At 70.9% G+C, this 14,160-nt stretch carries 11 protein-coding genes; 9 read left to right on the top strand and 2 right to left on the bottom strand.

Annotated elements, in window-relative coordinates:
• The first annotated feature begins 48 nt into the window (after positions 1 to 48).
• A complete protein-coding gene (locus BMZ18_RS16005; RefSeq protein ID WP_244516573.1) occupies positions 49 to 1,314 on the top strand; it encodes a M16 family metallopeptidase in 1,266 nt (421 codons plus the stop codon).
• A 7-nt stretch (positions 1,315 to 1,321) separates the two neighbouring features.
• On the opposite strand, the gene BMZ18_RS16000 is transcribed toward BMZ18_RS16005, so the two are convergent.
• Positions 1,322 to 2,398: a fused (3R)-hydroxyacyl-ACP dehydratase subunits HadA/HadB gene (locus tag BMZ18_RS16000; RefSeq protein ID WP_068364614.1), complete on the bottom strand. Its 1,077-nt coding sequence runs from the start codon at positions 2,396 to 2,398 to the stop codon at positions 1,322 to 1,324.
• Between the two features lie 194 nt (positions 2,399 to 2,592).
• Between BMZ18_RS16000 and BMZ18_RS15995 the strand changes: the two genes are divergently transcribed.
• From BMZ18_RS15995 to BMZ18_RS15960, 8 genes are all read left to right on the top strand, one after another.
• Positions 2,593 to 4,119, top strand: a complete 1,527-nt coding sequence (locus tag BMZ18_RS15995; RefSeq protein WP_068364677.1) for an aldehyde dehydrogenase family protein — start codon at positions 2,593 to 2,595, stop codon at positions 4,117 to 4,119.
• A gap of 64 nt (positions 4,120 to 4,183) precedes the next feature.
• Positions 4,184 to 4,876 (top strand): AMP-binding protein, encoded by a 693-nt coding sequence (locus BMZ18_RS15990; RefSeq protein ID WP_068364617.1) that lies wholly within the window; start codon positions 4,184 to 4,186, stop codon positions 4,874 to 4,876.
• A 259-nt stretch (positions 4,877 to 5,135) separates the two neighbouring features.
• A complete protein-coding gene (locus BMZ18_RS15985) occupies positions 5,136 to 7,619 on the top strand; it encodes an AMP-binding protein (protein WP_169817738.1) in 2,484 nt (827 codons plus the stop codon).
• Positions 7,620 to 7,652: 33 nt separating this feature from the next.
• Positions 7,653 to 10,340, top strand: a complete 2,688-nt coding sequence (locus BMZ18_RS15980) for an MGH1-like glycoside hydrolase domain-containing protein (RefSeq protein WP_068100747.1) — start codon at positions 7,653 to 7,655, stop codon at positions 10,338 to 10,340.
• Positions 10,341 to 10,370: 30 nt separating this feature from the next.
• Positions 10,371 to 11,489, top strand: a complete 1,119-nt coding sequence (locus tag BMZ18_RS15975) for an alcohol dehydrogenase catalytic domain-containing protein (RefSeq protein WP_068364623.1) — start codon at positions 10,371 to 10,373, stop codon at positions 11,487 to 11,489.
• A 42-nt stretch (positions 11,490 to 11,531) separates the two neighbouring features.
• Positions 11,532 to 12,287, top strand: a complete 756-nt coding sequence (gene dapB / locus BMZ18_RS15970) for a 4-hydroxy-tetrahydrodipicolinate reductase (RefSeq protein WP_068364626.1) — start codon at positions 11,532 to 11,534, stop codon at positions 12,285 to 12,287.
• Complete coding sequence (locus BMZ18_RS15965; protein WP_068364629.1) at positions 12,284 to 12,745, top strand: hypothetical protein; 462 nt, start codon at positions 12,284 to 12,286, stop codon at positions 12,743 to 12,745. Before dapB ends, BMZ18_RS15965 begins: the two co-directional genes overlap by 4 nt.
• On the top strand, positions 12,742 to 13,194 hold the full coding sequence (locus BMZ18_RS15960; RefSeq protein WP_068364631.1) for a flavodoxin family protein: 453 nt from the start codon (positions 12,742 to 12,744) through the stop codon (positions 13,192 to 13,194). Before BMZ18_RS15965 ends, BMZ18_RS15960 begins: the two co-directional genes overlap by 4 nt.
• A 9-nt stretch (positions 13,195 to 13,203) precedes the next feature.
• Here BMZ18_RS15960 and BMZ18_RS19790 read toward each other — a convergent pair.
• Positions 13,204 to 14,160: HNH endonuclease (locus BMZ18_RS19790; RefSeq protein WP_074922301.1), on the bottom strand; the 957-nt coding region annotated here is incomplete at its 5' end.

The raw sequence follows: 14,160 nt of genomic DNA, 5'->3' as shown, positions 1-14,160 counted from the left end.
CGCCGCCGCTCTGCGGTCTCCACCACGCTCGGCGTCCAGCGCACCGTCCTGCCCGGCGGTGTCCGCGTGGTCACCGAGTTCGTTCCCGGGGTGCGCTCCGCGTCGGTCGGTGTCTGGGTCGCGGTGGGATCGCGCGACGAGGGGCGCACCGTTGCCGGTGCGGCCCACTTCCTCGAGCATCTGCTGTTCAAGGCCACCCCCACTCGCACCGCGCTGGACATCGCGCAGGTGATGGACGGCGTGGGTGGGGAACTCAACGCGTTCACCTCGAAGGAGAACACCTGTTTCTACGCGCACGTGCTCGACGAGGATCTGCACCTCGGTCTCGAGCTCGTCGCGGACGTGGTGCTTCGGGGACTGTGCCGATCGTCGGACGTCGACGTCGAGCGCCAGGTGGTGCTCGAGGAGATCGCGATGCGCGACGACGACCCCGAGGATCTGCTCGGTGACGCGTTCCTGACGGCGCTGTTCGGCGATCATCCGGTCGGTCGGCCGGTGATCGGGTCGACAGAGTCCATCGAGGCGATGACCCGCCGTCAGCTGCATTCGTTCCACAGTCGGCGCTATACCCCGGACCGCATGGTCGTGGCCGTGGCCGGCAACGTCGACCACGAGGACGTCGTGTCCGGTGTCCGCCGCGCGTTCGGCGAGCGGCTCGACGTGCCCGTCGACCCGGCACCCCGCCGGGACGCTCGTCGCCCGGTGGTCGCGACCCCCACCCTCAGCCTCACCACCCGCGACAGCGAGCAGGCGCATCTGTGCCTGGGCATGCAGGCTTACGGTCGGTACGAAGGCCACCGCTGGGCCCTGTCGGTGCTCAACACCGCGATCGGCGGCGGCTTGAGTTCTCGACTGTTCCAGAGCATTCGCGAGGAACGTGGACTCGCGTATTCCGTGTATTCGTCGGTGGACACGTTCGCCGACACCGGTGCCTTCTCGGTCTACGCCGGTTGCCAGCCCGAGAACCTCGCCGAGGTGGCGGAGACCGTGCGGCACGTCCTCGCCGACGTCGCCGCCCACGGCGTCACCGATGCGGAATGCGCGCGGGCGAAGGGATCGATGCGGGGGAGTCTCGTTCTCGGACTGGAGGATTCGGGATCCCGGATGAACCGGATCGGCCGCAGCGAACTCAACTACGGCAACCACCGGTCCGTCGAGGAGACGCTGCGGCGTATCGACGAGGTCACGCTGGACGACGTACGGGCCGTCGCGTCCGACCTGCTCCGGCGGCCGATGGCGGCCGCCGTCGTCGGGCCCTACGACCGTGTGTCGGAACTCCCTGCGACGGTGCGGGGAGCAGTACGCCGGCGGTGATCGGCCGTCAGGCCAGATGCACCGTCGCGGTGGCCTTGTGGCCCAGGATGCGCTTGCCCGCGCAGCGCGCGTCGATGGACACGACGGCGGTGCGGGTCTCGGGATCGAGCGACTTCACCACGCCGTCGATGGTCACCTCGGTGTGGCCCACCGGCGGCACCAGCACCGGGCTGGTGAAGCGGACGGTGCTGTCCTTGAGCGCACCCGGGTCGCCCACCCACTGCGAGACGAAGCCCGTGCCGAGGCCCATCGTCAGCATGCCGTGGGCCACCACGGTCTCGAGGCCCAGCATGGCGGCGAAGGAATCGCTCCAGTGCACGGGGTTGTTGTCGCCGACCACGCCGGCGTAGTTGATCAGGTCGCCGCGGGTGAGCGAGACGACACGCTGCGGCAGGGCCTCGCCGACGGTGACGTCCTCGAAGCGACGGGTGGGTGCACCCCGGAAGGGCACCCGGACGGGCGGGTCGTAGGACGCCTCGAGGTCGTCGCCGTCCGGATTGGTCTCGGTGTCGGCGGACGCCGCGTCTGGGCCGAACATTCCGGCCATGACCATCCCGCGCGCGGCGTCCTCGATCCTCCGGTCGTCGTCGGACGGGCGGTCGATGAGCAACGTGGTGTAGGTGATCTGGGCGAGTTCGTTCCGCTGGTTCGTCAGGACCGTCTTGGTCACCATGGAGCCACGCCCGGCGACCTTGCGGAACGAGTCGAGCGAGACGTCGCAGGTCAGGCGGTCGCCGGCGAGGACGGGGCCGTAGTACTCCACGTACTGGTCCGTCTGCAGCATGCGCGTGAGGTCGTACCCCGCGGCGATGCGGCCGAGCAGCTTCTGCTGCGCGAGGATCCCGACCAGGGAGAAGAAGGTGGGCGGGGCCATGAGGGCGTCGTAGCCGCGCTCGGCGGCACCGTCCTCCGTCCAGTGCACGGGGTGGAAGTCCCGGACGGCCTTCGCGTACTCGCGCACCTTCTCGCGGCCGACCTCGTAGTGGTCGTCCGCGCGGTAGTGGTAGCCGACCATGTCCATCGCGTGCTGCGCGGGGTCGTACTCCTCCGGAGCGGGTGCGTCGGCCAGGGTTTCGGCGGTCATGCCCGCGAAGGTACCGAGCCGTCGTCACTGCCACGAGCACCCGCGGGGTTGTTCCGAACACTCACAGTCAACGCACCGTCGGTTTGTCACAGCGGATGAAACGGGGACTGTCCCCGATTTCGCCGCCGGGTCGTCGGGCTGCGACAGTGGTCTGCGTGATCGACCCGACCCCGCACGAGGCCGCCGCCGGGCGCCTGGACCTGGCTGTGTTCGCGCGGCCCCTCCTCGTCGACGGAACGTGGCTCTCCGGCAGCTCCGGCCGCGCTCGTCCGGTGGTCGATCCGGCTTCCGGACGCACCTTGGTCGAGCTCGACGACGCGTCTGTCGAGGACGCCCGATCGGCGGTCCGTGCCGCGCGCACGGCGTTCGACGCGGGCGAGTGGTCCGCGGTCTCGGCGCAGGCTCGCCGCTGCTCGGTGCTCCGCCGCACCGCGGACGTGCTGCAGCGCGACCGCGAGGTCATTGCGGAGGTGGAGACGCTCGACACCGGGAAGACCCTCGCCGAGAGTCGTGTCGACGTCGACGACGTGGTGTCGGTGCTCCGCTACTACGCGGACCTGGCGGAGCGGCCCTCGGACCGGGTGGTCGACGTCGGCGATGCCGCCGTGCTGTCGCGGGTGGTCCGCGAACCGGCCGGGGTCTGCGTGGCCATCGCTCCGTGGAACTACCCCCTTCTGCAGATGTCCTGGAAGGTGGCGCCGGCGCTGGCCGCAGGGTGCACGGTGGTGCTCAAGCCCAGCGAGGTCACCCCGCTGTCGACCGTGCTGTTCGTTCGGGCGCTGGTGGAGGCGGGGGTGCCCGACGGCGTCGTGAACCTGGTACACGGACCCGGCGCCGACGTCGGGACCGCGCTGACCACGGACCCGGACGTCGATCTGGTGAGTTTCACCGGCGGGGCCGCGACCGGCACGGCCGTTCTCACGGCGACGGCGCCGCTGCTGACCAGGGTGGCGCTCGAGCTCGGCGGCAAGAACCCGCACGTGGTCTTCGCCGACGCGGTCACCCCCGACCGGATCGACGCCACCGTCGACCGCGTGCTCACCGGGGCCTTCCTGCATTCCGGTCAGGTCTGTTCCGCGGGCACCCGGCTGATCGTCGAGGAGACGGTGGCCGAGCGTGTGGTGGACGAGGTGGTCCGGCGTGCGCGGCGCATCGTGCTCGGGCCCGGACTCGACGCCTCGAGCGAGGCCGGCCCGCTGGTCTCGCGGGCCCATCGCGAGAAGGTGCAGCGGTACGTGGAGGGGGCGATCACCGAGGGCGCCGTGCTGCGGTGCGGCGGCGCCGCACCCGGCGACGAGAGTCTGCGCGACGGTGCGTTCTTCTCGCCGACCGTGCTCGACGGGTGCGATCGCACGATGACGGTGGTTCGTGAGGAGACGTTCGGCCCGATTCTCACGGTGGAGCGGTTCACCACCGAAGCCGAGGCGCTCCGTCTGGCGAACGACACCCGCTACGGCCTCGCCGCCGGGGTGGCGACGGCGGACCCCGCGCGTGCCGACCGCCTGGCGCGGGGACTCCGGCACGGCACGGTGTGGGTGAACGACTACGGCCCGTACACCCCGGCCGCGGAATGGGGCGGGTTCGGCCGGTCCGGGCACGGCCGCGAACTCGGTCCGTCCGGTCTGCACGAATACCAGCAACTCAAGCACGTGTGGACCCACACGGGCGCCCCGCGCGCGGAGTGGTTCCGCAGCAGCCTGGACGATCGAAACAAACCGTGAGTACACTCGCCGACCACGGAACCGTCCTCGAGACGGTTCGCGGGACGACGAGAGTGACCACCACATGTCCATCACGACGAACGGCGCCACCCGCGCGGCCGTCCATCGGCGCGTCGGCGCGTCCACGGTGTCGCTGCACGCATCGGCGCGTCGGTACGCGTCCGCCACCGCCTACGTCCACGGTGACGACGCCGTCACCTACGGCGAACTGTTCGCCCTCGTCCGCCGCCGCGCCGCCGAGGTGCGACGCCGACACGGCGCGTCGCCGTCCGTGCCGCTGTGCGTCACGGCCCATCCGTCGGTCGATGCTCTCGCCGATCTGCTCGCCGTCCTGTCCGCGGGCCACGTCGCGCTGATTCTCGACGACTCCTGGCCGCAGGCCGGGCGGGCCGCCGTCGCGGCCTCGCACGGCGCCGTACCGCTCGGCCCCACGTCGGTGGACGAGGACTCCGGAGTCGCCACGCACGCGATGTGGTGGGACGAGGTGCACTGGGGGCCGGACGAGGACGGCGGTGGGGCCCCGACGCCGCTGGATTGGTGGCGTGCGGCCGCCGTCGTCGGCGCGGCCGGATCCGGCCGCGCGCGGACGCACGAGGAGATACACGTGGCCGCCGTCGACCTCGCCCGGCGCGCCGCATTGCAACCGGGCGCGGCCTTCGATCTGCCCGCGTCGACCGCCACCCTCACCGGACTGGTGTCCCTGTTCGCCGGACTCGCCGCCGGCGCCACGGTGATCGGGTGGCGCGAGTCGCGGTGAGATGCCGCTGACGGCCATTTGCGCGTCGAAGGCTCGGCTGGTTTCGCGCCCTGAAACAAGCCGCTGATCGAACGAGTACGTAACAAACAATCTTTCGGTACGATAAACCGGTCATTCGAGTCGAATCGACAGATGATCGGTGGTTCTCATGAGTCTCGACGGCGCTCACGTTGCCCGCGGCGGAAGCGGGTCCGCGGCGACGCCGGACACGAGAGTGCCCGGTTCGCGGGTGTCGGACACGGCGGAGACGGACCCATCGGTGTTCGCCCGCCTCGCGCGGGTGGCCCGCCGCGATCCGGCCGCTCGTGCCGTCACGACGTCGACCCGGTCGATCACCTACGGCGAACTCGTCGCCGCCGCCCGGCGTGGCGCGGCGGCGTTGTGCAGCGCACACGGTGTGGGTGGTCCGACCGCTGTGCCGATCGCGGTGATCGCGGACTCGTCGGTCGAGACCGTGATCGCGGCGTGCGCAGTTCTGGCGTCGGGGCATCCTCTCGTCCTGGTCGACGACCGTCTTCCCCGACAGAAGCGCGCCGCCGTGCTCGCGTCCGCCGGCGCTGTTGTCGCGGACCGTCCCCTGTCGGGTACCGCGGTCGAGGTCCTCTCGCCGCCGGTCACCCGCGTCGATCGGGGACGGACCGCCATGGTGTGCTTCACGTCCGGATCGACCGGTGACCCGAAAGGCGTGGTGCTCGACCACGGGGGAGTGGCGGGGAAGGCGGACGATCTCCGCACAGCCGTCGGTCTGACGCCGTCCGACGTCGTCGGTTGCCTGCTGCCCGTGTCCTTCGGTGCAGGCACGACCGCCCTGCTCGCCGGGCTGCTGTCCGGGTCGACGGTGGCGTTGTGGGATCCGCGCGTGTCCGACCCGGCGGCGCTCGGGGACTGGCTCCGCGCCGTCGGCGCCACCACGATGCACGCCTCGGTCGCCCTGGTGCGATCGCTGTCCGCGCCCGACGGACCACGGCCGGTCGTCGAGACCGTGCGGGCCGTGGTGACCTACGGCGAGCCGCTGCTCGGCGTCGACGTTGTCCGATGCCGCGATGCTCTCGCGCCGCGAGCGGACATCGTGAACTGGTACGCCGTGACGGAATGCGGTGTGGTCGCCTGGTCCCGCGTCTCGCCGACCGACGACGTTCCCGAGGGACGCGTCCGCGCGGGTCGCGCGGTTCCGGGCCGCCGTCTCGACGTCGTGGGCGAGGACGGTCGCGCCGTCGCTCCCGGATCCGCGGGCGAGGTGATCGTGCGGGGCGGGAGACCCGCAGTCGGTTACCTCGGCCGGGAGTCGGACCGGTTCGGTGTCGACGCCGAGGGTGTCCCTTTCTTCCGCACGGGCGATCGAGGCCGTGTGGACGACGAGGGACTGTTGCATCTGCTCGGCCGCCTCGACGACGCAGTGAAGATTCGCGGCTACCTCGTGGAGCCGGGTGAGGTGGCGGCCGCCGTGGCCGGCGTCGAGGGCGTCGCCGACGTCGCCGTGACCTCCACCGAGGTGGACGACCGTACCGAGCTCGTGGCCTACGTCGCGTGCGTTCGCGGCCACGACGTGCAGCGGGTCGTGCGGGCCGTTCGCGCGTCCGCGGGAGACCGACTGCCGCAGTGGATGATTCCGCGGTTCGTCGTGCCCTTGGAGCGCATTCCGCGCACCACGCGCGGAAAGGTCGACCGTGCCGCGCTGCCCGCCCCTAAGGTGACGACGCCGTCCGCACGGACCCGCACGTCGTCCTCCCTGACCGTGGTGGCCACGTCCGAGTTGGTCGGGACGGCACTCGGCGTGACGGTGGATCTCGACGACGATCTGGTGGCCGCGGGCGCCGATTCGCTGTCGTTCGTGCGCATGGCGACGATGGTGCGCGAGCGCTTCCACGTCGACCTCGACCCCGCGAGGGTCGCGGCCGAGCCGACCGTCCGCGCTATCGCCGACCTGATCGACGAGACCACCCGCGCCGGGTCCCGCAGCCGACGGCGCACCGGGGTGCTGGTGCCGTTGCGGGAGACGGGGACGGGCGTGCCCCTCTTCGTGGTCACCGGGGCCGGGGCGCCGGCCGTCTCGCTCATCCCGTTGGTTCGTCGGCTCGATCCGGAGCGGCCGGTGTACGGACTGCAGGCACACGGGCTCGAATCCAGGGCCCGGCCGGACCGCACCGTGCGCGCGGCCGCTCGGCGGTACGTCGAGCAGATCCGTCGCGCCCGCCCCACCGGACCGTACGCACTGGCCGGGCATTCGATGGGTGGCATCGTCGCACTCGAGATGGCGTCGATGCTGCACGATGCGGGGAAGGACGTCGTCGAGGTGGTCGTGGTGGACAGTCGTCTGACCACCGCCCTGCTCGACGGCGTGGACGCCGCAGCGGAGGAGGCACCGGAGAGCGCGGGTGTCGATCCCGATGCGGTGTACGAGAAGCTGCGCCTCTCGCTGCCGGCGCTCCTGCGGATCCGGCTGCAGATGATGGTGGCCGGATACGTCACCTTCGCGCCGATCACGCAATGGATGTTGTTCTACAACAAGGGCCTCCGGATGCTGAAGGGGCACACGCCCCGGACGTACCCGGGGTCGGTGACCGTGCTGCGCACCGCGGGCAACGAGCAGGACGACCGCGTGTGGAGTCGGGTGGTCACGGGGCGCATCAGCATCGCCGACGTACCCGGATCGCACACCGACCTGTTGCGGGAACCGCACGTCGAGTCGGTGGCGCGGGAGATCGAGCGCGCCGTTGCCGACATCACGGTTCCGGCGCACTGACAACCGGCGGAGACGCCGGGCACACTGTCTCCCGTGACCACGGAGTCGACGCATCCCACCGCCGAGCACGCGCGCCTCGCGGAATCGCCCGGTGACCGCGGTGCGTGGCGCACGTGGGGCCCGTACCTGGCGGGTCGCCAGTGGGGAACCGTCCGCGAGGACTACTCCGCGGACGGCGACGCCTGGAACTCGTTTCCCTTCGACCATGCTCGATCGCGCGCCTATCGATGGGGCGAGGACGGACTCGGGGGCATCTGCGATCGCTTCGGGTTCCTCAATGTCGCTGTCGCGCTGTGGAATCGGCGGGATCCGATTCTGAAGGAACGGCTGTTCGGTCTGACCAACGGCGAGGGCAATCACGGCGAGGACGCCAAGGAGTACTGGTGGGCGCTCGACGGCACGCCCACCCACAGTTGGATGTCGTGGCTCTACCGGTATCCGCAGGCCGAGTACCCGTACGAGCAGCTGCGCACCGTCAACGCCGCGCGGACGAGGATGGAGCGGGAGTACGAACTCGCCGACACCGGGGTGTTGGACGAGAACCGGTTCTTCGACGTCGTGGTCGAGTACGCGAAGGCCTCGCCCGACGACGTCTGCATCGTGATCTCGGTGACCAACCACGGTCCGGACGCGGCGTCGGTCGACGTGCTGCCGCACGTGTGGTTGCGTAACACTTGGGCGTGGGGCCGCGACGATCGTACGGCGTCCATCGTCGACGCGACCGAGGACGTCCTCCCCGGTGCGCTCGCCGCGGTGCGCGTGGACCACGAGTTCCTCGGTCGTTACTTCCTCGCGGCGGAAGGCTCGCCACGAGTGCTGTTCTGCGACAACGAAACCGACGCGGTGGGTCTGTTCGGCGCGGACAGCAATCGGTCGCGGTGGACCAAGGACGGCATCGACCGGGCGATCGTTCGCGGCGAGGCCGATGCGGTCAATCCCGACGGTGTGGGGACGAAGTGCGCGTTCCACTACCCGATGGACGACGTCGCGCCGGGGGAGACGCGGCGGGTCGCCCTCCGCCTGTCGACGTCCGTTCCCGACGCCGCGACGTTCGGCCCGTCGTTCGAGATGGTGCGCGCGGACCGCCGTGCGGAGGCGGATCGGTTCTACGACCACGTGATCGGACCGGCGCTCTCGGACGAGGACCGGCACGTCGCGCGGCGCGCCTACGCAGGTTTGCTCTGGTGCAAGCAGCTCTACCGCTACGACGTGGCCGACTGGGCGGAGGGTGACCCGGTGGGGTCGCCCGCGCCCGAGTCGCGTCGAACGCCCACCGCCCGCAACGCGGCGTGGTCGCACTTCTCGCTCGCCGACGTCGTGTCCATGCCGGACGAGTGGGAGTACCCGTGGTTCGCCGCCTGGGACCTGGCGTTCCACACCATTCCGCTGGCGCACGTCGACCCCGACTTCGCCAAGGAACAGCTGGTGTTGATGTGTCGCGAATGGGCGATGCACCCCAACGGTCAACTGCCCGCCTACGAGTGGGCGTTCGGGGACGTCAATCCGCCCGTCCATGCATGGGCGGTGTGGCAGGTCTACCGGATCGACGGTCACCGCGACCGTGAGTTCCTGGTGCGCGTCTTCACCAAGCTGTTGCTGAACTTCTCCTGGTGGGTCAACCGGAAGGACGCCGACGGCTCGAACATCTTCGAGGGCGGCTTCCTGGGCATGGACAACATCGGGCTGTTCAACCGATCCGAACCGTTGCCGCCCGGGTTCCGGCTCGAGCAGTCCGACGCCACCAGCTGGATGGCGTTCTACTGCCAACAGATGTTCAAGATCGCCGTCGAACTGGCGAGGTACGACTCCGCATGGGACGACGCCGCGACCAAGTTCTTCGCGCACTTCCTCTCGATCGCGGACGCGGTGCGGTCCTTCGGCTCCGCGCGACTGTCGCTGTGGCACGAGGAGGACGGGTTCTTCTACGACGTCCTGGCCCCGCCCGACGGCGACCCGGTCCCGTTGCGGGTGCGGTCGATGGTGGGACTGCTGCCGATCCTGGGCGCGACCGAGGTACCCGACTGGGTGGGACGCGAATGCCCGGACCTCGCGGCGCGCCTGCGGTGGCTCCAGCATCGTCGGCCGGGGCTGACCAGCGCGATGATGAGTCGACGGGACGAGTCCGGACGGTGGCGCATGCTGCTCGCCCTGGTCGATCCGGTGCGGCTGCGACGCATGCTCGAGCGCATGTTCGACCCCGCGGAGTTCCTGTCTCCGCACGGGATTCGCTCGCTGTCCGCGTCCTATCGCGACGGGCTGTCGATGGACGTCGACGGGCGGGCACTGTCCATCGAGTACGAACCGGGGGAGTCGCGAACCGAGATGTTCGGCGGCAACTCGAACTGGCGTGGGCCCGTGTGGTTCCCCGTCAACGTGCTCCTCGCGGACAAGCTGCGCGCGTACGGCCGCTACTTCGGTGACAGCTTCACCGTCGAGATCCCCACCGGATCGGGGCAGGCGCACACGCTGGCCGAGGCGGCGACGGTGATCGAGACGGGGCTGACCGACCTGTTCCGACCCGTCGACGGGCGTCGTCCGGCGGACGGCGATCGCATCGAGTCGTCGCCCGATCCGCTGTGGTCGGGACACCCGACGTTCAACGAATTCTTCGACGGCGACACCGGCGAGGGGCTGGGGGCGAGCCACCAGACCGGATGGACGGCACTGGTGGCGCACCTGCTCAACCCGCGAGTCCCGGCCCCGCCCACCGGTTCCGCCTGACCCCGCGCGGATACGTATTACGGTGGCGCCATGCAGATCCACGGTGCCGTCCTCGAGGAGATCGGCCGCAGCCGGCCGTTCGCCGAGTCCCGTCCGCTGACCGTCTCGAGTCTCGAACTCGACCCGCCCGGCGCCGGGGAGATCCTCGTGCGGATCGAGGCCGCGGGCTTGTGTCACTCCGACCTCTCGGTGGTCGACGGCAACCGTGTCCGGCCGGTGCCGATGCTGCTCGGGCACGAGGCGGCGGGCATCGTCGAGGACGTCGGTGACGGGGTCGACCTGGCCGTCGGCACCCGAGTGGTCATGACCTTCCTGCCGCGGTGCGGCGAGTGCGCCGGGTGCCGGTCGGACGGCCGCACCCCGTGCATTCCCGGCAGCGCGGCCAACAACGCCGGCACCCTGCTCGCGGGCGACGTTCGGCTGCGTCGTGACGGGAAGACCGTCGCTCACCATCTGGGCGTCTCCGGGTTCGCCACCCACGCCGTCGTGGATCGTCGGTCGGTGGTGCCGGTGGGTGACGACGTCCCACCCGCCGTGGCCGCGGTGCTCGGCTGCGCCGTGCTCACCGGCGGCGGGGCCGTCCTCAACGCGGCGGACCCGGCGCCGGGGAAGTCGATCATGGTGGTCGGACTGGGCGGAGTCGGTATGGCCGCCGTGCTCACGGCCGCCTCCCTCGGCCACGGTGACGTCATCGGCGTGGATGCGATGGAGGACAAGCTCACGACCGCCACGGAGCTCGGTGCCACCGCCGTCTACACCCCGGATCGTCTGGCGGAGGCCGGGATTCGCGCCGACATCGTCGTCGAGGCCGCGGGCAACGCCCGCGCGTTCGAGACGGCGTTCGCCGCGACCGCTCCCGGCGGCACCACCGTGACGGTGGGACTGCCGTCGCCCGACGCGCGTTCGTCGCTGTCACCGCTGACCATGGTGGCCGAGGCCCGCACGATCGTGGGCAGCTACCTCGGGTCCGCGGTGCCGGAACGCGATATTCCCCTGTACGAACGGATGTGGCGCGAGGGGCGCTTGCCGGTGGAGAAGCTCGTCTCGTCCCGGATCACGCTGGACCGGATCAACGAGGGCATGGACGAGCTGGCCGACGGCCGCGCGATCCGGCAGGTCATCGAGTTCCCGGCCGCCGACGGCCACTAGGCTGACCGTCGACCGTTCACCAACGCAAGGGATCGATACCACGTGGCTGACACCATCGCCGTCGGAGTTCTGGGAGCAGCCGGGAAGGTGGGGACCGCCGTGTGCGAGGCGGTCGACGCGGCCCCGGACACCACCCTGGTCGCCCGGGTCGACAAGGGCGACCGCCTCGAATCGCTCGCCGAGCAGGGCGCGTCGGTGGTCGTCGACTTCACCCACCCCGATGTGGTCATGGACAACCTCGAGTACCTCATCGGCGCAGGCATCCACGCCGTCGTCGGCACCACCGGATTCGACGAGGAGCGGCTCGACCGCGTACGAGGCTGGCTCCAGGCGTCCCCCGGCACCGGTGTGCTGATCGCCCCGAACTTCGCCATCGGTGCCGTCCTGTGCATGGCTTTCGCGCAGCAGGCCGCGCGGTTCTTCGACTCCGTGGAGGTGGTCGAACTGCACCACCCGAACAAGGCCGACGCTCCCTCCGGCACCGCGTACCGGACGGCCGCGCTGATCGCGGAGGCGCGGGCCGCGGCCGGCGTCGGGCCGAGCCCGGACGCCACCAGCAGCGAACTCGACGGAGCGCGCGGCGCCGACGTCGACGGGGTGCGGGTGCACTCCGTGCGACTGGCGGGCTTGGTGGCGCACCAGGAAGTACTGCTCGGAACGCAGGGCGAAACCCTCACGATCCGGCACGACTCGCTGGACCGGACGTCGTTCACCCCGGGTGTCCTGCTCGGCGTCCGGAACATCGCGTCGCGCCCCGGCCTAACCCTGGGCATCGAGCCGCTCATGGACCTGCGATGAGCAAGAACACGCGCGTCGTCACCGTCATCGCGGTGCTCGTCGTCGTTCTCGGCGTGTACTTCGTCCTGCTCGGTGGTCGCGGTATCGAGCTGATCCGACTCGGCACGCCCGTGGGCATCGGGCTCGGCATCGGCGTCCTGCTGTTGCCCTTGATCGGACTCTGGATCGTCGGCGCCACGCTGATGGCCGGCTTTCGCCACCAGCACCTGGCCCAGCGCGCCCGTGACGAGGGCCGCGAACTCGACGTCGACGACCTTCCCCGGATGCCGTCCGGGCGCATCCAGCGTGACGCCGCCGACGAGCTGTTCGCGCGCGTCAAAGCGGAATACGAAGCGGCACCCGACAGTTGGCTCACCAACTACCGGCTGGCTCGCGCCTACGACTACGCCGGTGACCGGTCGCGTGCCCGCGACATCATGCGCCGCGCCGTGGAACTCGAGCGAGCCGAGGGCGCGTGAGCACCCTCCTGGTGGTGCACCACACCCCGTCACCGCACTGCCAGGCCATGTTCGAGGCCGTGCTCCGCGGCGCCACCGATCCCGAGATCGAGGGTGTCGACGTGGTCCGGCGTGCTGCGCTGTCGGTGTCCGCGAGCGACTTCCTCGCGGCGGACGGCTACGTGCTGGGTAGCCCCGCGAACCTCGGCTCGATCTCCGGCGCCCTGAAGCACGCCTTCGACGGGTCCTACTACCAGATTCTCGACTCCACCCGAGGCCGTCCGTTCGGGCTCTACCTGCACGGCAACGAGGGAGTCGAGGGCGCGGAACGTGCGATCGACTCCATCACCACCGGACTCGGGTGGACGAAGGCGGCCGAGTACGTCGCGATCTCGAACAAGCCCACCGCACAGGACCTCGAGGCGTGCTGGGAACTGGGTGCGACCGTCGCGGCCTCGCTGATGGGCTGACCGCCCGCGTCACCCCGCTCTCCGGTGTCGCATCGGAAGTGGTTGCGGCGGTGGGGTCGACCGGTAGGTGTGGCCGGTGGGGGTGCGGAACTCGACGCTGTGCACGTCGGTCCCGTCGGTCCCGTCGGGGTTCTCGGTTCTGGTGGTGGTCCAGCCGTCGCCTTGTTTGGCGTGGTTGCAGGCGGCGCAGAGGCCGAGGCCGTTGTCGGCGGTGGTGGGGCCGCCGTCCTCGTGGGGGGTGATGTGGTCGTGGTGGCGGATGGGGGCGTCGCACCAGGGGGTGCGGCAGGTGCGGTCCCGCAGGTCGATCAGCCGGGCGAGGCCGGTGGGGAAGCAGCGGGCGACGGATTCGACGGCGGTGAGCTGCCCGTCGGTGGGGCGGGCGTAGAGCTTGCGGAGCGTCACCTCGGTGTCGGTGTCGGTGTCGGTGTCGACGGCGTCGTGGATCCATGCCCGTGCCGCGGGGGCGGGGATCGGCCCGTAGCCGTGGACCTCGGCGGGGATCTCACCGCCGCCGAGCAGGGTCTCGTCGGAGAGGACCACCTGCACCGCCACCGGTGGGCTCATGGTGGGGGCGAGACCGATGGTCCGCTCGACCAGCAGGTCCGCCATGACCTGGTCGCGGGTGCGGCCGTCGGCGTCGCCGGTGGCGACAATGGTGTCGGCGTCCCGGCGGAGGGTGGCCCAGAGGCACACGGCGCGGTCCATCGGCAGCAGGGCGCCGAGGTGGCCCATGAACTCCGGGGCGGGGCGGACGGTGACGCGGCGCTGCTGGGCGGCGCGGGCCTTGCGGCGGGCGACGGCGGCGGCGTCGAGTTCGGCGGCCAGCCGTGCGGCCATCGCCGCGACGGCGCTGTCGCCCTGGCCGGTGAGGGTGGCGGGGTCGGCGCAGAGGCGTTCGTCGACGAGCCGTCGGTCCTCGGCGGTGAGGCAGGCGGTTTCGCGGACCAGCAGGGTGGCCCGCCA

The sequence above is a fragment of the Rhodococcoides kroppenstedtii genome (assembly GCF_900111805.1).
In the GTDB taxonomy this organism is placed as follows: Bacteria; Actinomycetota; Actinomycetes; order Mycobacteriales; family Mycobacteriaceae; genus Rhodococcoides; species Rhodococcoides kroppenstedtii.
Note: the sequence above shows the minus strand (reverse complement) of the source record. Positions and strands in the feature narration are given on the sequence as shown.